Origin of the sequence: Streptomyces cellostaticus, assembly GCF_023630175.1 — a bacterium.
Classification (GTDB): Bacteria; Actinomycetota; Actinomycetes; order Streptomycetales; family Streptomycetaceae; genus Streptomyces; species Streptomyces cellostaticus_A.
On the sequence record NZ_JALLIN010000031.1, the window covers coordinates 37,665 to 61,027 of the forward strand.

At 73.3% G+C, this 23,363-nt stretch carries 17 protein-coding genes; 14 read left to right on the forward strand and 3 right to left on the reverse strand.

All coding sequences use genetic code 11. From position 1 onward, the window contains the following. The first annotated feature begins 160 nt into the window (after window positions 1-160). The 6 genes from MXD57_RS20420 (at window position 161) to MXD57_RS20445 (ending at window position 10,791) form a co-directional block, all read left to right on the forward strand. Window positions 161-1,540, forward strand: coding sequence for an ABC transporter substrate-binding protein (locus tag MXD57_RS20420; RefSeq protein ID WP_250403052.1), 1,380 nt, complete (start codon window positions 161-163; stop codon window positions 1,538-1,540). A 7-nt stretch (window positions 1,541-1,547) separates the two neighbouring features. Next, complete coding sequence (locus tag MXD57_RS20425; protein WP_250403053.1) at window positions 1,548-2,891, forward strand: carbohydrate ABC transporter permease; 1,344 nt, start codon at window positions 1,548-1,550, stop codon at window positions 2,889-2,891. Continuing rightward, on the forward strand, window positions 2,888-3,799 hold the full coding sequence (locus MXD57_RS20430; protein WP_250403054.1) for a carbohydrate ABC transporter permease: 912 nt from the start codon (window positions 2,888-2,890) through the stop codon (window positions 3,797-3,799). The genes MXD57_RS20425 and MXD57_RS20430 overlap by 4 nt, the downstream gene beginning before the upstream one ends. 165 nt (window positions 3,800-3,964) lie before the next feature. Beyond that, window positions 3,965-6,220, forward strand: coding sequence for a bifunctional glycosyltransferase/CDP-glycerol:glycerophosphate glycerophosphotransferase (locus tag MXD57_RS20435; protein WP_250403055.1), 2,256 nt, complete (start codon window positions 3,965-3,967; stop codon window positions 6,218-6,220). 125 nt (window positions 6,221-6,345) lie between these two features. Next, window positions 6,346-8,547 (forward strand): bifunctional glycosyltransferase/CDP-glycerol:glycerophosphate glycerophosphotransferase, encoded by a 2,202-nt coding sequence (locus MXD57_RS20440; protein WP_250403057.1) that lies wholly within the window; start codon window positions 6,346-6,348, stop codon window positions 8,545-8,547. Window positions 8,548-8,550: 3 nt separating this feature from the next. Further along, entirely contained in the window at window positions 8,551-10,791 is a 2,241-nt protein-coding gene (locus MXD57_RS20445; protein ID WP_250403058.1) for a bifunctional glycosyltransferase/CDP-glycerol:glycerophosphate glycerophosphotransferase, read from the forward strand. Window positions 10,792-10,800: 9 nt separating this feature from the next. Here MXD57_RS20445 and MXD57_RS20450 read toward each other — a convergent pair whose 3' ends face one another. Next, entirely contained in the window at window positions 10,801-11,214 is a 414-nt protein-coding gene (locus tag MXD57_RS20450; RefSeq protein ID WP_250403060.1) for an organic hydroperoxide resistance protein, read from the reverse strand. Window positions 11,215-11,339: 125 nt separating this feature from the next. On the opposite strand from MXD57_RS20450, the gene MXD57_RS20455 reads away from it, so the two are divergent. After that, entirely contained in the window at window positions 11,340-11,852 is a 513-nt protein-coding gene (locus MXD57_RS20455; RefSeq protein WP_250403062.1) for a MarR family winged helix-turn-helix transcriptional regulator, read from the forward strand. Here MXD57_RS20455 and MXD57_RS20460 read toward each other — a convergent pair. After that, complete coding sequence (locus MXD57_RS20460; RefSeq protein ID WP_284505861.1) at window positions 11,800-13,269, reverse strand: glycosyltransferase family 39 protein; 1,470 nt, start codon at window positions 13,267-13,269, stop codon at window positions 11,800-11,802. The two genes, MXD57_RS20455 and MXD57_RS20460, sit on opposite strands and share 53 nt — an antisense overlap. Before the next feature lie 234 nt (window positions 13,270-13,503). Between MXD57_RS20460 and MXD57_RS20465 the strand changes: the two genes are divergently transcribed. From MXD57_RS20465 to galE, 3 genes are read left to right on the forward strand one after another with little or no spacing between them, the layout of a single operon-like run. Then, window positions 13,504-13,980 (forward strand): hypothetical protein, encoded by a 477-nt coding sequence (locus tag MXD57_RS20465; RefSeq protein WP_250403066.1) that lies wholly within the window; start codon window positions 13,504-13,506, stop codon window positions 13,978-13,980. Continuing rightward, complete coding sequence (locus MXD57_RS20470; RefSeq protein WP_250403068.1) at window positions 13,977-15,653, forward strand: glycosyltransferase family 2 protein; 1,677 nt, start codon at window positions 13,977-13,979, stop codon at window positions 15,651-15,653. The genes MXD57_RS20465 and MXD57_RS20470 overlap by 4 nt, the downstream gene beginning before the upstream one ends. Next, entirely contained in the window at window positions 15,650-16,630 is a 981-nt protein-coding gene (galE, locus tag MXD57_RS20475) for a UDP-glucose 4-epimerase GalE (RefSeq protein ID WP_250403070.1), read from the forward strand. The genes MXD57_RS20470 and galE overlap by 4 nt, the downstream gene beginning before the upstream one ends. Window positions 16,631-16,752: 122 nt before the next feature. On the opposite strand, the gene MXD57_RS20480 is transcribed toward galE, so the two are convergent. Continuing rightward, window positions 16,753-17,379 carry a TetR/AcrR family transcriptional regulator gene (locus MXD57_RS20480; RefSeq protein WP_250403072.1) on the reverse strand — a complete coding sequence of 209 codons (627 nt, stop codon included), beginning with the start codon at window positions 17,377-17,379 and terminating at the stop codon, window positions 16,753-16,755. A gap of 201 nt (window positions 17,380-17,580) precedes the next feature. On the opposite strand from MXD57_RS20480, the gene MXD57_RS20485 reads away from it, so the two are divergent. The 4 genes from MXD57_RS20485 to MXD57_RS20500 all read left to right on the forward strand — a co-directional run bounded on the left by MXD57_RS20485 (window position 17,581) and on the right by MXD57_RS20500 (window position 23,348). Further along, entirely contained in the window at window positions 17,581-18,489 is a 909-nt protein-coding gene (locus MXD57_RS20485) for an ABC transporter permease (RefSeq protein WP_250403073.1), read from the forward strand. Next, window positions 18,482-19,342: an ABC transporter ATP-binding protein gene (locus MXD57_RS20490; protein WP_250403075.1), complete on the forward strand. Its 861-nt coding sequence runs from the start codon at window positions 18,482-18,484 to the stop codon at window positions 19,340-19,342. The genes MXD57_RS20485 and MXD57_RS20490 overlap by 8 nt, the downstream gene beginning before the upstream one ends. A gap of 152 nt (window positions 19,343-19,494) precedes the next feature. Then, the gene (locus tag MXD57_RS20495) at window positions 19,495-21,687 is read left to right on the forward strand and encodes a CDP-glycerol glycerophosphotransferase family protein (protein ID WP_250403077.1); all 2,193 of its coding nucleotides are present in this window, start codon (window positions 19,495-19,497) and stop codon (window positions 21,685-21,687) included. Beyond that, a complete protein-coding gene (locus MXD57_RS20500) occupies window positions 21,684-23,348 on the forward strand; it encodes a glycosyltransferase family 2 protein (protein WP_250403079.1) in 1,665 nt (554 codons plus the stop codon). Before MXD57_RS20495 ends, MXD57_RS20500 begins: the two co-directional genes overlap by 4 nt. The last annotated feature ends 15 nt before the right edge of the window (window positions 23,349-23,363 follow it).

Below are 23,363 nucleotides of genomic sequence, written 5' to 3' on the forward strand. Positions count from 1 at the left end.
GCCCGTCCGGAAGTCCGCGCATACCCCGCCGATCACGAGCCGGTCACGATGGACCGCTGGACGGCGCAGGCGCTCTTGCCGCCCCCGTCCGGCCCGGCGTAGACCGGATCGGACGGGACAGAGTCCTGACGTTCAACGGAGAACGACGAACGGGGAAGTGATGCGCAGCAACAGCGGCACCATCCGGACACACAGGGCCGTCACCACGCTCGCCGCACTGCTCGCGGGAGCCCTCGCGCTGACCGCCTGCTCCGGCGGCGACAGCGACAGGAAGGGCGACGGCGACACGGGCGGCGGGGCCACCGGCTCCACCCTGGACCTGCCCAAGCTGAACGGCGCGAAGCTGGAGGTCGCCGCCGTCTGGACCGGCACCGAGCAGGCGAACTTCAAGAAGGTCCTGGCGGAGTTCGAGAAGCGCACCGGCGCGAAGGTGACGTTCGTGCCCGCGCAGGACCCGATCATCAACTTCCTGGGCTCCAAGATCGCGGGCGGTCAGCCGCCGGACGTGGCGCTGCTGCCGCAGCCCGGCGCGATCAAGCAGGCCGTGCAGAAGGGCTGGGCGAAGCCGCTCGGCGCGGACGCGCTGGAAGAGTTGCGGAAGAACTACTCGCAGGGCTGGCAGGACATCGGCAAGGTCGACGGCAAGAGTTACGGCGTCTACTACAAGGCCGCCAACAAGTCGCTGATCTGGTACAACGCCAAGGCCTTCGAGAACGCGGGCGCCCAGGAGCCCCAGAGCTGGCAGGAGCTGCTGAACACCGCCCGGGCGGTGTACGACTCCGGGGTCACCCCGTTCTCGGTCGGCGGCGCCGACGGCTGGACGCTGACGGACTGGTTCGAGAACGTCTATCTGTCCCAGGCCGGCCCGGAGAAGTACGACCAGCTCGCCCAGCACGAGATCAAGTGGACCGATCCGTCGGTGCGGCAGGCGCTCACCACGCTGGCCCAGATCTGGGGCAGGAAGGACTATGTGGCGGGCGGCGCGGACGGCGCGCTGCAGACCGAGTTCCCGGCCTCCGTCACCCAGACCTTCACCGGCGGTGACCAGCCGAAGGCCGCCATGGTCTACGAGGGCGACTTCGCGCAGGTCAACATCGGCGACACCAAGGCGAAGGTGGGCTCGGACGCGAAGGTGTTCCCGTTCCCCGCCGTGGGTTCCGACGCGCCGGTGGTCTCCGGCGGTGACGCGGCCGTCGTGCTGAAGGACTCCAAGGCGGCCCAGGCCCTCGCCACCTTCCTGGCCTCCCCGGACGCGGCGACCATCCAGGCCAAGCTCGGCGGCTACCTCTCGCCGAACAGGAACGTGCCGCAGTCGGCGTACCCGAACGAGGTGCAGCGCACCATCGCCAAGGCGCTGATCGCCTCCGGCGACGACTTCCGCTTCGACATGTCCGACCAGGCCCCGCAGGCGTTCGGCGGCACCCCCGGCAAGGGCGAGTGGAAGGACCTGCAGGACTTCCTGAAGAACCCGAAGGACGTCGCGGGCACCCAGGAACGGCTCGAGAAGGACGCGGCGGCCGCGTACGGGAACGGGAGCTGAGCCGGCCATGGCGTCGGCAGCGGCGGCCGGGGCCCCACCGGGTCCGGCCGCGCCCAAGAGCCGCAAGAGCGTGACCGGCACCCGCCGGACCGTGGCAGCCCTGTTCCTGCTGCCCGCCCTGGTGCTGCTCGGCGCGCTCGTGGTCTACCCGATCGGGTACTCGGTCGTCCGCAGCTTCTACGACGCCTCCGGCGACGGCTTCGCCGGGCTCGACAACTACAAGGCGCTGTTCACGGACGACGGCATCCGCACGGCGCTGAAGAACAACGTCATCTGGGTGGTGTTCGCGCCCGCGGTCTCCACCGCGCTCGGCCTGATCTTCGCGGTACTGACCGAACGGGTGCGCTGGGGAACGGCGTTCAAACTGGTCGTCTTCATGCCGATGGCGATCTCGATGCTGGCGGCCGGGATCATCTTCCGGCTGGTGTACGACCAGGACCCGGACAGGGGCGTCGCCAACGCGGTGTGGGTGGGCGTCCACGACACCTTCGCCCAGGCGTCGGCGTTCCCGAAGGCGCACCCGGGCCGTGACTCGCCGCTGAAGGCGGACGCGGGCGGTTTCATCACCTCCGCCCCCGTGCACGCCGGGCAGCCGGTCACGCTCCCTCTGGTCGGAGTGGCCCCGGACCGTATGCCGGACGGCGCGAGGAGCGCCGTGGCCGCCGCGGCGGAGCCGGGGAAGGTCACCGGCACCACCTGGCAGGACTTCACGCGCGGCAAGGGCGTCGGCAGGCCGGGCTCGCCCGACCCGTCCGAGCTGGGCTACGCCGGGATGCGGATCGAGGCGGTGCGGGACGGCCGGGTGGTGGCCTCCACCGAGGCCGCGGGCGACGGCACCTTCGCGCTGCCCGCGTCGGCCGACGGAGCGCTGCTGCGGCTGCCGGCGAGCAACTTCAAGGAGCCGTACAACGGCGTCGACTGGCTCGGCCCGGCGCTGGTCACCCCGGCCGTCATCGGGTCGTACGTGTGGATGTGGGCGGGCTTCGCGATGGTGCTGATCGCCGCCGGGCTCGCGGGCGTGCCCCGGGAGCTGCTGGAGGCGGCGCGCGTGGACGGCGCCGGCGAGTGGCAGGTGTTCCGCAAGGTCACCGTGCCGCTGCTCGCGCCCGTCCTCGCGGTGGTCGTGGTCACGCTGATGATCAACGTGCTGAAGGTCTTCGACCTCGTCTACATCATCGCCCCCGGCTCCTCCCAGGACGACGCCAACGTGCTGGCGCTGGAGCTGTACCGCAAGGGCTTCGCGGAGGGCCGGCCGGGCATCGCCAGCGCGATCGCGGTGTTCCTGCTGCTGCTGGTGATCCCGGTGATGCTGTTCAACGTCCGCCGGCTGCGGAGGGAGGGGCGGCGATGAGCGCGACCGCCGGAAGGATCGGGAAGGTGACCCCCGGTGACACGGCCGTGCGGGCCCGGCAGCCGCGGGCCGCGCGGATCACCGGGCGGCTCAACGGGGGGCTGGTCCGCTTCTTCCTCCTCCTCGTGGGCCTGTTCTGGCTGGTGCCGACCATCGGCCTGCTCATTTCGTCGCTGCGCTCGCCGGAGGACATGAGCGCGAGCGGCTGGTGGCAGGTGTTCGCCAAGCCCTCCCAGCTCACCTTCGACAGCTACCGGAAGCTGCTGGAGAACGGCGACATCACCGACTCCCTGGTGAACACCGTGCTGATCACGGTCCCGGCGACCGTCCTGGTGGTGGTGATCGGCTCGCTCGCGGGCTACGCGTTCGCGTGGATGGAGTTCCCGGGCCGGGACTGGTGGTTCCTCGGTGTGGTCAGCCTGCTGGTGGTGCCGGTGCAGGTGGCCCTGATCCCGATCGCCGAACTGTTCGGCACCATCGGCCTGTTCGGAACGATCCTCGGGGTGGTCCTGTTCCACGTTGGCTTCGGCCTGCCGTTCGCGGTGTTCCTGCTGCGCAACTTCTTCGCGGAGATCCCCAGGGAGCTCCTCGAGGCGGCCCGTCTGGACGGCGCCGGTGAACTGCGGCTGTTCACAAGGGTGGTGATGCCGCTCGGCGGGCCCGCGATCGCGAGTCTGGGCATCTTCCAGTTCCTGTGGGTGTGGAACGACATGCTGGTCGCGCTGGTGTTCACCAAGTCCGGCTCGCAGCCGATCACGGTCGCCCTGCAGACGCAGGTACGGCAGTTCGGCAACAACATCGACGTGCTGGCACCCGGCGCGTTCATCTCCATGGTGATCCCGCTGGCCGTGTTCTTCGCGTTCCAGCGGCAGTTCGTGTCCGGGGTGATGGCGGGCGCGGTCAAGTAGACCTCCGGCGCACCGACGTCGAGGGGCGGGCCCGCCGCGGCCCGTCCCTCGGCGCGTGTCCGGCGGGTTCGCGGTGTCCCCCGAACGCCGTACGCACCGTAACCAATTCACTCCATCGGCCGTTCCCGGGCCAGACGCCCGTGCCGACCGACCCATGGATGTCCCGTGCCCAGGTTCACTGTGATTGTCCCCGCGTACCAGGTCCAGGCGTATCTGTCCGAGTGTCTGGACTCGGTGCTCTCCCAGTCCTGTCCCGATCTCGAGCTGATCGTCGTGGACGACTGCTCCCCGGACGCCTGCGGCGCGATCGCCGACGAGTACGCGGCCCGCGACGCCCGCGTGCGGGTCGTGCACCTCCCCGAGAACCAGGGTCTGGGCCGCGCCCGCAACGCGGGCATGGCCCGGGCGGCGGGCGACTACCTGCTCTTCCTGGACAGCGACGACACGCTCACCCCGGACGCGCTGCGGGCGATCGCCGACCGGATCAAGGAGACCGACGAGCCGGACGTCCTGGTCTTCGACTACGCGCGCGCCTTCTGGACCGGCGAGACGGTCCGCAACCAGGCGGCCGCCCACCTGACCGAACAGGGTCCGGCGCCGTTCCGTCTCGCGGACCGCCCGGGACTGCTGCGGGTGCTGATGGTCGCCTGGAACAAGGCCTACCGGCGGGAGTTCGTCGAGGAGCGGGGCTTCGCCTTCCCGCCCGGCTACTACGAGGACACTCCCTGGACCTTCCCCACGCTGATGGCGGCGGAGTCCGTCGCCACCCTGGACCGGGTGTGCGTGCGCTACCGGCAGCGCCGCCGGGGCAACATCCTGGGCACCACCAGCCGCAGGCACTTCGATGTCTTCGAGCAGTACGAGCGGGTGTTCGCCTACGTCGAGCGGCATCCCGAACTCGATGTCTGGCGTGCCGAGTTGTTCGGCCGGATGATCGACCACTACGTCACGGTCCTCACCCGCCGGGACCGGCTGCCGCGCGGCAGCCGCGCCGAGTTCCTGCGCCGGGCCCGGGCGCACCACCGCCGCTACCGCGTCCCCGGCGCACGGGTTCCCGCCCGCTCCCGGCTGCGGCACACCCTGGTCCGCTTCGGCCTGCACCGCACCTTCGGCGCCCTGCGGCTGGCCGCGGCCCTGCGGCGTCGCGCACTGCTGCACGCGCAAGGGCTCACCCGCGCCCTTCGGGCCGGCGCGCTCCGGCTGCACTACCGGATCCAGCTCCGCCTGCCGCTGCGCGCCGACCACGCGGTGTTCGGCGCCCAGGAGGGGCCGGGCGGCGGGCCCGGCGCCCTGGAGGAGGCGTTCCGCACGCACGCGCCGCACATCCGCACCGCCTGGATCGCCCGCCCGGAACACCAGCACGCGGTTCCGCCGGGCCCGCGCCGGCTGCGCCCCGGGACGGCCGCCTGCTGGACGGCCCTGGCCCGCTCCAAGTACCTGGTGCACGACGGCCACTTCGGCCCCGGGGTGCGCAAGCGCCGGGGCCAGGTCTTCGTCCAGACCGAGCAGGGCACCCCGCTCGGGCACCGGGGCCTGGACCTGCAGGAGCGTCCGGCGGCCGCCGCGGGCACGGACTTCGAGGAGCTGCTGCGGGCCGTCGACCAGTGGGACCACGTGCTGTCCGGCAACCGGCACACCACCCTGACCTGGGAGCGGGTGTACCCGGGCCGCTACACCACGCTGGAGTACGGCTCGCCGCGCAACGACGTGTTCCAGCACGCCACTTCGGCGGACGTGGCCCGGCTGCGGGCGTCGCTGGGTGTGCCGGAGGGCGCGGTCGCCGTCCTGTACGCTCCGGCCCACCGCGACCACCGCCGCACCCAGCGCCCGCTGCTGGACCTGGAGCGGATGCAGCGCCTGCTCGGCCCGCGCTTCGTCGTCCTCGACCGCTCCCCCGCCCCGCGGGCCGCCTCCCGCGCCGACGGCGGCCGGATCATCGACGTCTCCGGGCATCCGGACGTGGCGTCCCTCTGCCTGGCCTCGGACGCGCTGCTCACCGACTACGCGTCCCTGATGTTCGACTACGCGTGTCTGGACCGGCCGATCGTCGTGCACACCGGGGACTGGGACACCTACGCCGCGACCCGGGGTGTCTACTTCGACCTGCGCGCCTTCCCGCCGGGCGCGGTCGCCGCCGGTGAGGACGAGCTGATCGACGTCTTCGCCACCGGCAGGTGGCGGGACCCCGGCTCCGGCCGGCTGCGCGCGGCCTTCCGGGAGCGGTTCTGCCCCTACGACGACGGACGCGCCGCCGAACGGGTCGTACGGCGGGTGGTGCTGGGCGAGACGCGGGGGCTGCCGGCGTTCGTCCCGCTCGCCGAGCGCAGGCCGGTGCCGTCGGCCGCGGCGGCGGCTCCGCGTTCCCCGCTCGTCACCGTGCCGCGACCTTCCAGCCCGCGCACCGTCACCGAGAGCCTCTGAACGGCGTTGTTCCTTACGGGAGTTCCCATGCCCCTCAGTACGACGCGGCCCACTCCGGTCCGGCCGCCCACCTGGCGTCCCGCCGGACGGCCGGGCCGCGTCGGCAAGCCAACGGAAAGAGCAGAATGCCCCGCTTCAGCATCATCGTCCCGTCCCACGGGGTCGCCGGCCGGCTGTCCCAGGCGCTGGACTCGGTCCTCGGTCAGTCCTTCGGCGACCTGGAGCTGATCCCGGTCTGCGACGCACCGGACTCCCCGGCCGCCGCGGTGGCCGCCGCGTACGCCGGGCGGGACTCCCGGGTGACCCCGGCCCACTCGCCGCCGTCCGCGGGACTGGGCGGGGCGCGCAACGCCGGGATGCGGGCGGCGGGCGGCGCGTACGTGCTGTTCCTGGACGGCGACGACCTGCTGCTGCCGGGTGCGCTGGCGGCCCTGGACGCGCGGCTGACCGAGACGGCGGGCGTCGACGTGCTGTACGCCGAGCACGAGCGGACCCCCTGGTGGGAGGGCGAGCCGGCGAACCCGGCCGCGCCGCTGCTGGCGAAGGCGCCGAAGGGGGCCTTCGCCCCGGACCGGTTCCCGGAGCTGACCGGCGTGCGACTGCCGGTGTCCGGCACCGCCTACCGCCGGGCCTTCCTCACCGGGCACGAACTCCTCTTCTCCGAGGGGTACTTCACCGACCTCGGCTGGAGCGGGCTGACCGGGATCGCGGCCGGGCGGATCGCGGTGCTGCGCCGGGTGGTCGCACGCCACCGGTCGCGCCGCCAGGGCAGCCGGCTCAACCTGCCCGGGCCGCACCAGCACACCCTGCTGGACCAGGTGGAGCTGGTGCTGACCCGGGCGGCCGTGGCGGGGCTGTCCGCCGAGCGGGCGCGGGCCCTGTTCGACCAGCTCTTCGCACACGTGCTGAGGACGGCGTCCCGCCCGGAGCGGCTGCCCTCCGCGCACCGCGCGTTCTTCCGCCGGGCCGCCCGGCTCTACCGCAAGCACCGGCCGGCCGGCCACCACGTGCCCGCCGGCAGCCTGGGGGTGCAGCACCGGCTGCTGGCGACGGGCGCGTACACCGCGTTCCGGGCACTGCGGGGTGCCAACCGGGCGGTGTCCCGGTCCGCCGAGCGGCTGGCGCGCCCGCGCATGCTGCGCACCCGGCTGCGCTACGCCCGGGACCTGCGCCGGCCCCTGGATCCTCAACTCGCGGTGTTCTGCGCCTACTGGGGCCGGGGGTACACCTGCAACCCGGCCGCGATCCACGCCAAGGCACGGGAACTCGCCCCGCACATCCGCTCGGTGTTCCTGGTCGAGGCGGACCAGGCGCACACGATGCCGGAGGGCGTCGAGCACGCGGTGATCGGCTCCCGCCGCTACTGGGAGGTGCTGGCCCGCGCCACCTACCTGGTCAACAACGCCAACTTCGCCGAGGGCGTGGTGAAGCGGCCGGGCAGTGTGCACCTGCAGACCCAGCACGGCACGCCCCTGAAGACGATGGGGGTGGACCAGTCGACGTACCCGGTGGTGGCGGCGCGGTCCGGCAGCTTCACGAAGCTGCTGGGCCGGGTGGACCGCTGGGACTTCAACCTGTCCTCCAACAGCCACTCCACGCAGATGTGGGAGCGCGCCTTCCCCGGTTCGTACGAGCACCTGGAGTACGGCTATCCGCGCAACGACGTCTTCTGCACGGCCACCGCCGCCGACGTCGTCCGCGTCCGCCGGGAGCTGGGCGTGCCCGACGGGGCGACGGCGGTGCTGTACGCGCCGACGCACCGCGACCACCACACCGGCTTCGAAGCCGGCCTGGACCTGGAGGCGTTCTGCGAGGCGGCCGGTGAGGACGTCGTCGTCCTGCTGCGCGCCCACTACTTCTACGACCGCGGGCGCCCGGCGGGCTCCGGCCGGGTCATCGACGTCACCGCGCACCGCTCCTCGGAGGACGTGTGCCTGGCGGCGGACGCGCTGGTCACCGACTACTCCTCGATCATGTTCGACTACGCCAACCTGGACCGGCCGATCGTGGTGTACGCCGACGACTGGGAGGTCTACCGCGAGACGCGGGGCGTCTACTTCGACCTCCCGGCCGAGCCGCCGGGGCCGGTCGCCCGGACCCCGGGCGAGCTGGCCCGGGTCTTCCGCGACGGCTCCTGGGCGGGACCGCGGTCCACGGCGCTGCGGGCCGCGTTCCGGGAGCGGTTCTGCCAGTTCGACGACGGGCGGGCCGCAGAACGCGTCGTGCGGCGGGTGCTGCTCGGCGAGCCGCCGGAGGCGATCCCACCGGTGGTCCCGCTCGCGGAGCGCGTGCCCGCCCCCGCCGCCGCGACCCTCGTGAGGAGCTGACCCGTGCCCCGTCTCAGTCTCATCGTCCCCTGCTTCAAGGTGCAGGGCTTCCTGCGCGAGTGCCTGGACTCGGTGCTGCGGCAGTCCTTCGCCGACTTCGAGCTGATCGCCGTGGACGACCGTTCCCCGGACGGGTGCGGCGCGATCCTGGACGAGTACGCGGCCCGTGACCCGCGGGTGAAGGTGCTGCACCTGCCGGAGAACGCCGGTCTCGGCCGGGCCCGCAACGCCGGACTGCCGCACGCCACCGGCGACTACCTGTTCTTCCTGGACAGTGACGACACTCTCACCCCGGGTGCGCTGCGCGCCGTGGCCGACCGGCTGGCGGAGGCCGGCGACCCGGACGTCCTGGTCTTCGACTACGCGCGCACCTACTGGTGGGGCGGCACCCGGCGCAACGCCCTGGCGCACGTGCTCGCCGACGCCGGTGCCGAGACCTTCACGGCGGCCGGCCGGCCGGAGATCCTGGACCTGCTGATGGTGGTGTGGAACAAGGTCTACCGGCGCGACTTCGTCGAGGAGAACGGCTTCGAGTTCCCGCCCGGGTACTACGAGGACACCCCCTGGACCTTCCCGGTCATGCTCAGTGCCCGGCGGATCGCCGTGCTGGACCGGATCTGCCTGAACTACCGGCAGCGCAGACAGGGCAACATCCTCTCCACCACCAGCCGCAAGCACTTCGACATCCACGACCAGTACGAGCGGGTCTTCGCCTTCGTGGACGGGCGCCCGGAGCTGGCGGACTGGCGGCCGTACCTGCACCGCAAGATGGGCGAGCACTGTCTGGACATCCTCGCCAAGCCGGACCGGCTGCCGCCGTCGGACCGGGCCGAGTTCTTCCGGCGCACGGCGGAGATGTTCCGCCGGTACCGGCCCGAGGGAGCCCTCGTCGACGGCGAGGTCGCCGTGCTGGCGGGCGGCTACGCGCGGTACCTGCTGAAGCGGCGGGCGGGGACGGCCGGGCGCGAGGCCGTGCGGCGGGCGGGACCGGCCCGGCGGGCCGTCGGTGCCCGGACCCGGCGCGGCTGGGCCCGGCTGCACGCGCACCGGCCGCTGGACGAGAACCTGGTGGTGTACTCGGCGTCCTCGCACCGGGGTGTGCTGGGCGATCCGGCCGCCGTCTACCGCAAGGCGCTGGAGATCGCCCCGCGGTTGCGCGGGGTGTGGGTGGTGCGCGACGAGGAGGCCGCCCGGCGGCTGCCGGCCGGCGTCGAGCACGTGCTCGTGGACTCACGGCGCTGCCTGGAGATCACCGCGCGCGCCAAGTTCTTCGTCAACGACGTCAACTGGCCCGGCACGCTGGTGAAACGGCCCGGCAGCGTGCACATCCACACCCATCAGGGCACCCCGCTGAAGTACATGGGCGCCGACCTGCTGGACAAGCCCGGCGCCCGGCTCGGCTTCGACGTCCCTCAGATGCTGCGCCGGGCCGACCGCTGGGACTACAGCCTGGTCGCCAACCGCCATTCGGAGCTGGTCTGGGAACGAGCCTACCCCTGTCACTTCACCTCGGTGCGCACCGGCAGCCCGCGCAACGACGTGCTGGCCGGCGCGGCCGCGGGGGCGGGCGACGGCTTCCGGCTGCGGCACGGCATCCCGGCGGACCACAGGGTGGTGCTGTACGCGCCGACCCGCCGGGACTACCGGCGCGGCGGGCACGTGGAGAGGATCGACCTGGCCGGGTTCGCGGCCGGCCTGGGCGAGGGCAGCACCCTGGTGGTCCGGCTGCACCCGGCGCTGGCGGCCGGTCCGGCGCGCGGCATGGGCCTGACCGAGCTGGCCCGGCGCGGGGTCGTGGTCGACGCGACGGACGAACCGGACGTCGAGGAGGTGATGCTCGCCTCGGACGCGCTGGTCACGGACTACTCGTCCCTGATGTTCGACTACGCCGTCCTGGACCGGCCGATCGTGGTGCACGCCGACGACTGGGCCGCGTTCACCGCGAGCCGGGGCGCCTATCTCGACATCACCGCGGAGGCGCCCGGCCACGTGTCCCGCTCCTGCCGTGAGCTGGTCCGGGTGTTCACGTCCGGGGCGTGGCGGGACGCGGAGTCGCAGCGGCTGCGGGCGGAGTTCCGGGCCCGGTTCTGCGAGTTCGACGACGGGCGGGCGGCCGAGCGGGTCGTACGGACCCTCCTGCTCGGCGAGTCCATGCCGGCCGGGCCGGGGTCCGTGCGGATCCCCGGCCAGGCGGTCGGCGGCGAGTCGCCGGCCCCGAGGGCGCGGCAGGCCGGCCGCCGGTGACGGGTCCGGCTACTCGATGACGAGGTCGACCTCGATGTTGCCGCGGGTGGCGTTGGAGTAGGGGCAGACCTGGTGGGCGGTCTCGACCAGCTTGCGGCCGGTCGCCTCGTCCACGGTCTCGGGCAGTTCCACGCGCAGCGTCACCTGCAGGCCGAAACCCTCGCCCTGCTTGCCGATGCCGACCTCGGCGGTCACCGCGGCGTCGGTGACGTCGACCTTCGCCTGGCGGCCGACGAGGCCGAGCGCGCTGCCGAAGCAGGCGGCGTAACCGGCGGCGAAGAGCTGCTCCGGGTTGGTGCCCTGGCCGTCGCCGCCCAGCTCCACCGGCGGGGCCAGCTTGACGTCGATCTTGCCGTCGGAGGAGACGGCACGACCGTCGCGGCCGTGGGTGGCGGTGGCGACAGCGGTGTAGAGCGCGTCCATGAAGACCATCCCTCTGGGAGTCGGTTGCGTCCCGGCGGCCCCGTTCGGGCCGCTGCACGACCACAAGTAGAGCACACAATTAAATTGTGTACAACTAAATGGCCGGAAAGAGCTACCCTGGAGCCATGAGCGCCTCGCCGACCCCGCCGCCGACCCCGTCGGCCACCGAAGCCGCCCCGGACTCGGAGTGGCTGCGGCTGGACCGCCAGATCTGCTTCTCCCTGAACGCGGCGTCCCGCGCCTTCAACGGCGTGTACCGCGTGATCCTCAAGGACCTCGGGCTCACCTACCCCCAGTACCTGGTGCTGCTCGTGCTGTGGGAGCACGGCGACCTGCCGGTGAAGAAACTCGGGGAGCGTCTGCGGCTCGACTCCGGGACACTCTCGCCACTGGTCAAGCGGCTCGAGGCGGCCGGTCTGGTCACGCGGGAGCGCAGCGCCCACGACGAGCGCTCGGTGCAGGTCCGGCTGACCGGGCAGGGGGCGGCACTGCGCGAGCGGGCCCTGGAGGTGCCACGCCGCATCGCGGCGGCCACGGGCTTCGAACTGGCGGAGATCGGCGAGTTGCGCGAGCGCCTGGACCGGCTCACCGACGCGCTGGACGCGGCGGCACTGGCGGAGGCTCCGGGGCCCCGCTGAGGCCGGGCAGGGCACGGCGGACGTAGAGCCGCACCGCCACCTCGCCCCGCACGGACTCCCGGACCGGCGTGAACTCCTCCGCCAGCACGGCGGACTTCGCCCGCTCCACGGGACTGCCGGGTGTCCACCGCCCGGCGAGCACGTCCCGGTCGGCGATCACCCAGACACGCTCCAGCGAGGCCATCCGGTGACGCAGCCTCAGCGGTCCCGCCTCCCGCCCGTAGAGGGTCCCGGACCCGGCGGCCGGCTCCGCCAGCGCCAGGTCCCGCGCGCCACGGAAGGCCGCCGGATAGGTCAGGGCCGTGTTCCGCGTCCGCGCCGGGAGGAACAGCACCGGGTCGCCCGGGCGCAGCCCCCGGTCGGCCGCCCGGGCGACGGCGGCGAGGTCGTCGGGACGTCGGGCCGGGTCGCGGTCGGCGCGCAGCAGCGGGAGCTGGTGGGTGAGGGCCAGGAGGACGGCGACGGCGCCGGCCGGGGCGGCGAGCGGGGTGCGAGGGCGGAGCGACAGCAGCCGGTCGGCCCCGGCGGCCACCAGCAGCGGCACACCCGACAGGGCGTAGAGCACGTACCGGTCGACGTACAGCGGCGACATCCGCGACACCAGCATCAGCGCGAGCGGCGGAACCACGGCCAGCGGCGCGGCGACGCCCGCACACGTCGGCTCCCCCCGCCGCCCGCCCGGCGCCGACAGTCCCAGCAGCCCCACCAGGGCCAGCCCCAGGCAAGCCCAGAACACACCGTCCGCGGGCCCGAGGAACATGCGCAGCAGCCCCTGGGCCGTCGCCCACGTCGGCGGTCGCAGCCACGCCACCTGCGCCGACTGGGCCCGGGACACGAGCACCAGGGGCAGCAGTCCGAGTCCCGCCGCAGCCGCCGCGCACCCCCAGCCGCGCCACGCCCGCGGCCCCACCCGGGCCAGCGCGAGCGACAGCGCGTGGGCGGGCAGCAGCAGCAGCGCGAACTCGTGCAGCCAGCAGGTGAGGGCGACGACCGTGCCGTACGCCCACCAGGTGCCGCCGCGCACGGCCCGCGTGAACAGCAGCGTCGCCGCCGTGGCGCCGGCCGCGACCAGCGCGTACGAGCGGCCCTCCTGGGCGTAGTGACCGGCCATCGGCGAGACGGCGTACAGCAGCCCGGCCCAGAGCCCGACGCGTGGCCTCGCCAGCCGGGAGCCGAGCGCGGCGACCAGGCCCGCGGTCACCGCTGCCGCGCACACGGACGGCAGCCTGAGGACGACCTCGCCGGGGTGGACGGTCAGCACGGCGTGCACGAGGAGGTAGTACAGGCCGTGCACGGCGTCCACGTCGTGCAGCAGCCGCCAGATCTGCGGCACCGTGCGGCGGGCCACCTGGAAGGTGACGGCCTCGTCGCGCCACATCCCGCCCCGGTCGAGCCCCCAGCAGCCGAGCGCGAGCATCACCAGCGCGGGCACGCACACGGCGACGGCCCACCGGACGCGGGCCGGCAACCGGCCCGTACCGCCGGGCGGGGCGGCCGTGACCGGTCCCGCCGCCGCTTCCCCGTACGGCCGCGTTCTCACAGGAGAGCCGAGGTTCACCACGCACTCATCTTTTGCGATTAGAGAACCTTTGCCGGTAATGGCGGCGTATCAACACAAATACTCCATCCACCCGGATTAGGCTTCCGCGTGATGAACCGCCTCCGTGTCACCGCCGGCCCGGTCCTCGCCCTCACCGCCGTCTGGCTCGTCACCCGCGCCCTGATGTCGTGGCCGCTCACGCACGACGGCTCGCCCCTGCCGGGCGGGGGCGCGGTACCGCGCGAGGTGTGGTGCCCGCACTTCCACTGGTACGGCCTGCTGTCGCACGGCGCCTTCCCGCTCGCGGCGAGCGCGCTGAGTTCGCCGGCCCACCCGGTGCTCTGCCGCGAGGTGGTGGGCGGCACCCGGACCGGCTGCCCGCCGAGGCCGGACCGCAACGCACTGCTGGCGGCGGCGGCCGTGCCGCCCTTCGCCCGGCTGTCGCGATCGGCCCGGCCGCCGGCCTCGGAGCCCGCTCCCCCCGGCACGGCTCCGCCCGGCCCCCGACCGCCTTCCGGACCGGGCACTGAGCGGTCCGCAATGGGGCAATACCGACTTATCCGCACTCCCGGCCCGTGGACTCCATGAGTACCGAACCGCGACACCCGCGCCCGGCGCCCCAGGTCGGTGTCGTCGTCATCGGCTACGACGACGCCGCCCACGTCGCCGACGCCGTACGCTCCGCGCTCCGCCAGGGGCCCGCCGTCGGCGAGGTGGTCGCCGTGGACGACTGCTCGACGGACGGCAGCGGCGTGCTGCTGGACCGGCTGGCCGCCGGGGAGCCCCGGCTGCGGGTGGTGCGCCGGAGCGTGAACAGCGGCGGCTGCGGCACCCCGCGCAACACCGGGATCGACGCGGTGACGATGCCCTATGTGATGTTCCTCGACAGTGACGACGTGCTGCCGCCCGGCGCGGTGGCGGCGCTGCTGACGGCCGCCACCGAGGCGGACGCCGAGGTGGCGGGCGGGCTCTGCGTGCGCCGGGAGCTGCCCTCAGGGCGCGAACAGCCGTGGCAGACGGCGCTCTACACGGCGCCCGCCGTCCTCACGCGCCCCTCCCAGCGCCCCCGTCTCGTCCACGACACCCTGTGCGTCAACAAGCTGTACCGGACCGGCTTCCTGCGCGAGCACGGCATCCGCTTCCCCGAAGGCCGCTTCCTCTACGAGGACTTCGTCTTCACGGCGCGCGTGCTGGCCGCCGCGCCGCGCGTCGCGCTCGTACCGGACCGGGTGTACGTGTGGCACGTGCGCCGGTCCGCCGAGCGGCTCTCGCTCTCGCTCGACCGCGAGGACGTCGCCAACTGGCATGCGCGCACACAGGCGTGCGCGCTGGCGTACGAGATCCTGCTGAACGCCGGGCAGAAGGTGCTGGCGCGGGCCGCACGGGCCAAGTTCCTGGATCACGAGCTGCGTATGTACGCGCGCGAGCTGGGCCTGCGCGACGCCCGCTACCAGCGCGCGTGGTGGGCGCACACCCGCGAGTACCTCGCGCGCTACGACGCCGCCGACTGGGAGCTGAACCCGGCGGCCCCCGGACGGCTGCTCGGCCGGGTCGTCCTGGAGTCGCCCGAGCCGCGCGACCTGCCGCGCCTCCGCGAACTCGCCGCCCGCCCGGCCCGGCTGCTCCCGCCCTACGCCCGCGGCGCCGACGGCACGCCCGTCTGGTCGCCCGAGCTGCCCCAGGTCACCCTCGCGCCCCTGCTCACCCGGCCCACCGGCGTCCTGCCCCTCGCGCTGGACGCGGAGCTGCGCCCGCGCGCCCGGGACACCCGGCTGCGTCTGCGGCTGCACGAGCTGTACGGACGGGTGGCCGCGGCCGGGCCGCGGGAGCTGGAGGTGGAGTGGCGGTCCCGGCGGGACGGGCACACGGGCCTGCGCGTCACGACTGCCCTCACGCCCGCGGGTGCGGGAAGCTGGTCGGCCGAGGCGCCCGTCGACCTGGCCGCGCTCGGGGCGGGCACCTGGGACCTGCGCCTGACCGCGCGGTTCGCCAACGGTGCGGTCCGTGACGTCACCGCGCACGCCCTGCCGGGCGCCGGCCGGCTGCGCCGGCGCGTCGTCCCGAGCGCCCGGCACGGTGTACTGCTCGTACAGCCGTACGCCACCCACTCCGGCGCGCTGGCACTGCGCGTGGCGGCCGGAGCGCACGGCATGCTGGCGGTGGCCCGCGACCGGGTGCGCCGCCTGCTTCACCGACCACCGGGGGACCAAGAGCCGCCGGCCGCCAGCGGCCGGCCACTGACGAGGGGACGGCCGTCATGACCTGGCTGATCACCGGCGGCGCCGGTTACATCGGGGCGCACGTCGTCCGCGCGATGACCGAGGCGGGCGAGCGGACGGTCGTCTACGACGACCTGTCCACGGGGGTGGCCGAGCGGGTGCCGGGCGGGGTGCCCCTGGTGCGGGGCTCGATCCTGGACACCGGGGCCGTGACCCGCGCGCTCGCCGCGCACGAGGTCACCGGCGTCGTCCACCTGGCGGCGAAGAAGCAGGTGGGCGAGTCGGTGGAGCACCCGCTGCGCTACTACCGGGAGAACGTGGAGGGCCTGCGCGTCCTGCTGGAGGCGGCGGTGGCGGCCGAGGTCTCGTCGTTCGTGTTCTCCTCGTCCGCCGCCGTGTACGGCATGCCGGACGTGGAGCTGGTCACGGAGGAGACCCCCTGCGTGCCGCTCTCCCCCTACGGCGAGACCAAGCTCGCCGGCGAGTGGCTGGTGCGCGCGACGGGCCGGGCGGCCGGGCTCGCGACCGCGTCCCTGCGGTACTTCAACGTGGCGGGCGCGGCCGCTCCCGCACTGGCCGACGCGAGCGTCTCCAATCTCGTCCCCATGATCTTCGAGAAGCTCACCGAGGGGCTGCCCCCGCGGATCTTCGGCGACGACTACCCGACCCCCGACGGCACCTGCGTCCGCGACTACATCCACGTGGCCGACCTGGCCGAGGCCCACGTGACGGTGGCCCGCGCGCTGCGCTCCGACCCGGGCCGCGAACTGACCCTCAACATCGGCCGCGGGGAGGGCGTGTCGGTCCGCGAGATGATCGACCGCGTCAACGCGGTCACCGGTTACGACCGCCCCCCGGCCGTCGCCGCCCGCCGCCCCGGCGACCCGGCCCGCGTGGTGGCCTCCGCCGACCGCATCGCCACCGAACTGGGCTGGCGGGCCAAGCGCGACGTCCAGGACATGATCGGCTCGGCCTGGGAGGGCTGGATCCACCTGCACCCGGAGGCGGCCCGCCGGTAGGAGGCTCCTGGCTCCGGCACCCCGCAGGCCCCTTGCCCCGCCAGGCCTCGGGCCCGGCCTCCGGGACTCCGAGTCCCGGGACTCCGGGACTCAGCCGGGCGCACCGCCGCCCGGGCGGCCCGTCACAGGGCGGCGAGGGCCGCCGCGGTCGCGCGGGCGAGGGTGTCCAGGTAGTTCTTCGGGAGCCTGGGGGAACGGATCACCACCGAGCGCCAGTACAGGGGTCCGGAGATCAGGTCCAGGGCGAGGTCGGTGTCCACCCCGGACCGCACCTCCCCGCGCCGCTCCGCCGCGGCCACGATCCTGCTGGCCATCGAGTCCTGGCCGTCCCGCACCGCCTTCTGCAGCGCCTCGGCGATCTCGGGACTGCGCGCCGCCTCCGCCTGGAGGTCGGGGATGATCTGCGAGGCGACGGGGTGGCGCAGGGCGCGGGACGTGACGCCGTAGAGAAGGCGGAGGTCGCCCTCCAGCGAGCCGGTGTCCGGTACCGGGAGTCCCAGCACGGCCATCGCCGAGACCACGTCGAGCACCAGGTGAAGCTTCGAACGCCACCGGCGGTACACCGCCGTCTTGCCGACGCCCGCCCGCCGCGCGATCCCCTCGATGGACATCCTGGCGTACCCGACGGCCGCCAGTTCCTCGAAGACGGCCGCCCGGATGGCCTCGGTCACGTCCTCCCGGAGCACGGCGGCCCCCGCGGGGGCCCGGCGGCGCGGACGCTTCGGGGTCTCGTCGGCGTTCGTCGTCATACGGACCAGCATAGGGCGTTACGACGAAACGGTTGCGTTCCGACGTTCGTTGGTTCTACTCTCACGTTGCGACGATACGGTCCCGTCCCGACGTAAGAGAACGTGAAGACAAACGTAAGGAAACGCCGGATGACGGACGGGGACCCCTCAGGCCCGGCGACCGCCGGACGCACCCCCCTCCCCCGAGCGAAAGCAGCGGATGTGAGTCAGGTCCTCCACACACCGCCCCCGACCCAGGTCCCGGCCGAGGACGACCTCGCGGCGCTGGCCGCCCGGCACGGCCTGTCGGTCAGCGGCGCCCGCCCCTCCCTGCCCGCGTACGTCCGCGCGCTGTGGGCGCGCCGCCACTTCATCACCGCCTTCGCCACCGCCAAGCTCACCGCCCAGTACAGCCAGGCGAAGCTCGGCCAGGTCTGGCAGGTCATGACCCCGCTGCTGAACGCGGCGGTCTACTACTTCATCTTCGGCGTGCTGCTGGGCACCAAGCACAACGTGCCCGACTACGTGCCGTTCCTGGTCACCGGCGTGTTCATCTGGACGTTCACGCAGAGTTCGATCATGGCGGGCACCCGGGCCATCGCCGGCAACCTCGGCCTGGTCCGCGCCCTGCACTTCCCGCGCGCCGCACTGCCGATCTCCTTCGCGCTCCAGCAGCTCCAGCAGCTCCTGTTCTCGATGGCCGCGCTCGTCGTCATCCTGCTCTGCTTCGGTGTCCCGGTCGCCGCCTCGTGGGTGCTGGCGATCCCCGCCCTGGTGCTCCAGTTCACGTTCAACGCCGGCGTGTCGATGGTCATGGCCCGCATGGGCGCGAAGACCCCCGACATCGCGCAGCTCATGCCGTTCGTGCTGCGGACCTGGATGTACGTGTCCGGCGTGATGTGGAGCATCGACAAGATCGACAAGAACGACCACCTGCCGCACATCGTCAAACTGCTGCTGGAGCTGAACCCGGCCGCCGTGTACATCGACCTGATGCGGTTCGCGCTGATCGACAGCTTCCACACCCTGCCCCCGCACGTGTGGGCGGTCGCGACGGGCTGGGCCCTGCTCGCCGGGGTCGGCGGCTTCATCTACTTCTGGAAGGCTGAGGAGACCTACGGCCGTGGCTGAGCAGACCGGGACCACCAGCGAGCAGATCCCCACCGTCGTCGCCGACCGGGTCGACATCGTCTACCGGGTCAACGGCACCGGCGCCGGGCGGGGCACCGCCACCGCCGCCCTCAACCGCATCCTGCGGCGCCGACAGACGGAGAAGGCGGCCGGTGTGCGCAAGGTGCACGCGGTCAGGAAGGTGTCGTTCGTCGCCCACAAGGGGGAGGCGATCGGCCTCATCGGCACCAACGGCTCCGGCAAGTCGACGCTGCTGAAGGCGGTCGCCGGTCTGCTGCCCGTGGAGAACGGGCGCATCTACACCGACGGCCAGCCCTCCCTGCTCGGCGTCAACGCGGCGCTGATGAACGACCTGACCGGCGAGCGCAACGTCCACCTCGGCGGACTGGCCATGGGCATGTCCCGGGAGCAGGTCAAGCAGCGCTACCAGGAGATCGTCGACTTCTCCGGGATCAACGAGAAGGGCGACTTCATCACCCTGCCGATGCGGACCTACTCCTCCGGCATGGCGGCCCGGCTGCGTTTCTCCATCGCCGCCGCCAAGGACCACGACGTCCTGCTGATCGACGAGGCGCTGGCCACCGGCGACCGCTCCTTCCGGCACCGCTCCGAGGCCCGCATCCGCGAGCTGCGCAAGCACGCGGGCACGGTCTTCCTGGTCAGCCACAACAACAAGTCGATCCGGGACACCTGCGAGCGGGTGCTGTGGCTGGAGCGCGGCGAACTGCGCATGGACGGGGCCACGGAGGACGTCCTGAAGGAGTACGAGGCCTTCACCGGTGACAAGAGCGACAAGCCGGCCCGGAAACCGGCGAGGAAGGCGGCACCCAAGCCCCCCGCCGCGACGCCGTAGGGCCGGAACCCGGCCCCCGGAGTCTCGTTCTCCAAGGGGGCCCGTGCTCCGCGGACGCTCCCACCCCGGGCGTGGTTATCCTTTTCATACCCTTAGTGACAGTATGTTATGAAAGGTGCCCACCAGAACGGCGAGCCCAAGGAGCCTCCGCGATGCCTCACCTCAGCGTCATCGTCCACGGGCCGAACACCCAGGGACATCTGACCGAGTTGCTGGCCGCGCTGGAGACCCGCCCGCTCCCGGACATCGAGGTGATCGTCGCCGCGGTCGGCGACTGGGCCCGGGAGACGGCCGAGGAGCACGCCCCGGACACGATCGTGGTGCCGCTGCCGGAGGGCACCGGTGACGGGGCGGCCAGGGCGGCGGGAGCGGCGCGGGCGTCCGGCCGCTGGCTGCACTTCGTGCACGCCAAGGACGGTCTGCCCGCCGGGGCGCCCCGGATGGTCGCGGAGCGCACCGCGGAGTTGGACGACACGGTCGACGTACTGCTCTTCGACCACGTCACCACCACCTGGCGGAGCGCCGCGGCCCCGTCGGCCGGCGGCCGCCACCTCGCCGCCGCCGGCCGTGCCGACCGGACCCTGGACGACGCGGCCGACCTGCTGCGCCTCGCCCCGCTGCTGGGCACCCGCGCCCTGCGCGCCGGGTTCTGGCGGGCGCACGAGGACCTGCTCACCACCGACGACGAGCCCTACGCGGCGCACGCGGCCCTGCTGCACGCCGACCGTGTCGCCTGCCTGAACCAGGTGGCGTACGACGACCGCCGGCTGCGTCCCGAGAGCCTGCCGCCCCTCGCGCCGGAGGACCGGTACACGCTCATCGACCGCTACGAGTCGTTGCTCCCGCTCACCAGGGACCGCCGCGCGCCCCGCGCGGTGCTGTACGACCTGATGGTCCGCGACCTGCTGCGCACCTTCGCCCGGGAGGACCTGCCCGACCCGGTGGCCCGCGAGTTCTTCCGCCGGGCCTCGCTGGCCGCGGTCCGCTGGCGCCCCGAGAACCACCGCCGCCCCGCCGGTCTGGAGGGCGTCCGGCACTCGCTGCTCGAGGACGGCGCGTACACCAGGTACCGCGCCTTCCAGGCCGCCAACCGCACCCGGCGCGCGGCCCGGAAGGCGGTGCGCGACCGCAAGCGGCAACTGGGCACGAAGCTCCGCGACCAGCAGTACCGCAGGGCGCTGAGCCGCCCGGTCGACCCCGAACTGGCCGTGTTCGCCGCCTACTGGGAGCGCGGGGTCGCCTGCAACCCGGCCGCGATCGCCGCCCGGCTCGCCGAACTCGCCCCGCACATCCGCCGGGTGTGGGTGGTGAACAGGGAGAACGCGGCCCTGCTGCCGCCCGGCACCGACCACGTGATCCCCGGCACCCGCCGCTACTGGGAGACGCTGGCCACCGCCAAGTACCTGACCAACAACGTCAACTTCCCCAACGCGGTCGTCAAGCGCCCCGAGGCGATCCACCTCCAGACCCACCACGGCACCCCGCTCAAGCGCATGGGCCTGGACCAGCGCGACCACCCGGCCGCCGCCAAGGGGCTGGACTTCGCCGCGCTGCTGGCCCGCGTCGACAAGTGGGACTACAGCGTCAGCGCCAACAGCCACTCCACCCGTATGTGGGAGCGCGCGTACCCGGCCCGCTACACCTCGCTGGACCACGGCTATCCGCGCAACGACGTCTTCTACACGAGCGGCGCCGCCGAAGTGCGGGCCGCCCGTGCGCGGCTGGGCATCGCCCCCGGCGCCACCGCCGTCCTCTACGCCCCCACCCACCGCGACTACGAGGCGGGCTTCACCCCCCGGCTCGACCTCGCCGCCCTGGCCGACCGGCTCGGCGGCGACACGGTCCTGCTGGTCCGCGCGCACTACTTCTACGGCGCCGCCTCCCCGCTCACCGGGCTGCGCCGGTCCGGCAGGATCATCGACGTCTCCTCCTACGACCCCGTCGAGGAGCTGTGCCTGGCCGCCGACGCGCTGGTCACGGACTACTCGTCGATCATGTTCGACTACGCCAACCTGGACCGGCCGATCGTGATCCACGCCGACGACTGGGAGACGTACCGCACCACCCGGGGCGTGTACTTCGACCTGATGGCCGACCACCCGGGCCAGGTCGCGCGCACCCAGGAGGAGCTGACCGAGATCCTCACCTCGGGCGCCTGGCGCGACGAGAGCGCGGCGAAGGCGCGGGCCGCCTTCCGGCGCCGGTTCTGCGAGTACGACGACGGCCGCGCCGCCGAGCGGGTCGTACGGCGGGTCTTCCTCGGCGAACCCGAGGAGGCGCTGCCCCCGGTGATCCCGCTGGAGCGCCGCACGCCCGCCCCGACCCCCGAGGAGGCCACCGCATGACGCTCCCCGACGTCACGGTCACCGTCATCGTCTTCAACGACGCGGCCCGCCTGCCCCGCGCGGTCGCCTCCTTGCGCGCCCAGACCCACGCCAACATCGAGATCGTCATCAGCGACGACCACTCCACGGACGACACGCCCGCCGTGGCACGGGAACTGGCCGCACAGGACCACCGGATCCGCTACCTCCGCCTGCCGCGGAACAGCGGCGGCTGCAGCGCACCGCGCAACCGGGCCATCGAGATCGCCCGGGCTCCGTACCTGATGTTCCTGGACAGCGACGACGAACTCCCGCCCCGCGCCGTCGAGTCGCTGCTCGCCGCGCACCGCGAACGCGAGGTGGACTTCACCATGGGCGCGGTGCGGCGGGTACGGGTGGACAGCGGGCACCGCTCGACCTGGATGCCGCACCTGGTCGCCGAACGGCGCACGCTGGACGGCATCGACGCCGACCCGCGGCTGCTGTTCGAGCACCTGTCGACGAGCAAGATGTACGCGCGGGCGTTCCTGGACCGCCACGAGCTCCGCTTCCCCGAGGGCATCCACTACGAGGACCAGCTCTTCTCCGCGCAGGCCTACTGCCTGGCGAAGGCGTTCACGATCATTCCGGACCCGGTGTACGTCTGGTACATCGAGCCGTTCGCCGCGCAGGCGGCGGCGTCCATCTCCAACCAGCGGCACAAGATCTCCAACGTCCGCGACCGGGTGCACGTCCAGCGCCTGATCGACGACTTCCTGGTCGAGAGCGGGCACGCGGTGCTCCGCGAGGACAAGGACTACAAGTTCCTCAAGCACGACTTCCGGATGTACGCGGGCGACCTGCCGTACCGGGACGACGCGTGGCTCGGGGACTTCGCGCGGATCATGAACCCCTACCTGGACACACTCGCGGACGGCGCCTTCGTCCGTCTGCCCCGCGCGGAGCGGGTGGTGCTCGAACTGCTGCGCGACGAGCGTCTGTCAGACGCCCGGCAGGCGGCACGCGGCCTCGGCCACAACGTGGCCCCACGGCAGGTCACCGACGACGCCCGTGGCGGCACCTTCTGGGGCGACACGCTCCCGACGACCGACCGGGCCCGCCGTGAACTGGACGTCTCCGACCTGGAGCTGGACACCCGGCCGTTCACCAGTGCCCAGTTCCGCCACGAGATCACCGAGCTGACCCGGGGCCCCGGCGCCTGCCTCGACCTCACCATCCGGACGTACGACCCGGGCCTGCGGCTCCCGGTGGGGCCGCAGCGGGCGAGCCTGGTGCTGAGCCCCGGCCGGCGCCGTCTGACGGTGCCGTTCCGGCTGGACCCGGTGCGACCGGGTGTCTTCGAGGGCCGGGTCCGGCTGGACCTCGCGGCGGCGGCGCCGCCCGTCCAGGGCTTCGACGGAGTACGCCACCCGCTGCTCCGCCTGTCACAGCAGGGACTGGCCAACTCGGGCCTGCTGCTGGCCCCGCTCGACTTCCCCCCGGGGCGGGCGCGGATCGCTCACCGGGCCGGCCTCACGGCCCACGAACTGACCGTCGAACCCGAGGGCCGCAACCCCGGCCGCCTGCAGGTGCGCTGGCGGCCCCGGTCCCTGACGGCCCACGTGATCCGCCCCCTGGCCCGCCGGCTCTCCCACCCCAGACTGCGCAACGCGGCCCGCCTGGCGGCGAGCGTCCTGAAGTGACCCCCGGGCGGGGCG

Coding starts and splice junctions, on each gene's coding strand:
- MXD57_RS20455 (WP_250403062.1), top strand. CDS start 11,340: ATGAGCGCCTCGCCGACCCCGCCGCCGACCCCGTCGGCCACCGAAGCC.
- MXD57_RS20470 (WP_250403068.1), top strand. CDS start 13,977: ATGAGTACCGAACCGCGACACCCGCGCCCGGCGCCCCAGGTCGGTGTC.
- MXD57_RS20450 (WP_250403060.1), bottom strand. CDS start 11,214: ATGGACGCGCTCTACACCGCTGTCGCCACCGCCACCCACGGCCGCGAC.
- MXD57_RS20480 (WP_250403072.1), bottom strand. CDS start 17,379: ATGACGACGAACGCCGACGAGACCCCGAAGCGTCCGCGCCGCCGGGCC.
- MXD57_RS20440 (WP_250403057.1), top strand. CDS start 6,346: ATGCCCCGCTTCAGCATCATCGTCCCGTCCCACGGGGTCGCCGGCCGG.
- MXD57_RS20495 (WP_250403077.1), top strand. CDS start 19,495: ATGCCTCACCTCAGCGTCATCGTCCACGGGCCGAACACCCAGGGACAT.
- MXD57_RS20465 (WP_250403066.1), top strand. CDS start 13,504: ATGAACCGCCTCCGTGTCACCGCCGGCCCGGTCCTCGCCCTCACCGCC.
- galE (WP_250403070.1), top strand. CDS start 15,650: ATGACCTGGCTGATCACCGGCGGCGCCGGTTACATCGGGGCGCACGTC.
- MXD57_RS20425 (WP_250403053.1), top strand. CDS start 1,548: ATGGCGTCGGCAGCGGCGGCCGGGGCCCCACCGGGTCCGGCCGCGCCC.
- MXD57_RS20460 (WP_284505861.1), bottom strand. CDS start 13,269: ATGCTCGCGCTCGGCTGCTGGGGGCTCGACCGGGGCGGGATGTGGCGC.
- MXD57_RS20500 (WP_250403079.1), top strand. CDS start 21,684: ATGACGCTCCCCGACGTCACGGTCACCGTCATCGTCTTCAACGACGCG.
- MXD57_RS20430 (WP_250403054.1), top strand. CDS start 2,888: ATGAGCGCGACCGCCGGAAGGATCGGGAAGGTGACCCCCGGTGACACG.
- MXD57_RS20420 (WP_250403052.1), top strand. CDS start 161: ATGCGCAGCAACAGCGGCACCATCCGGACACACAGGGCCGTCACCACG.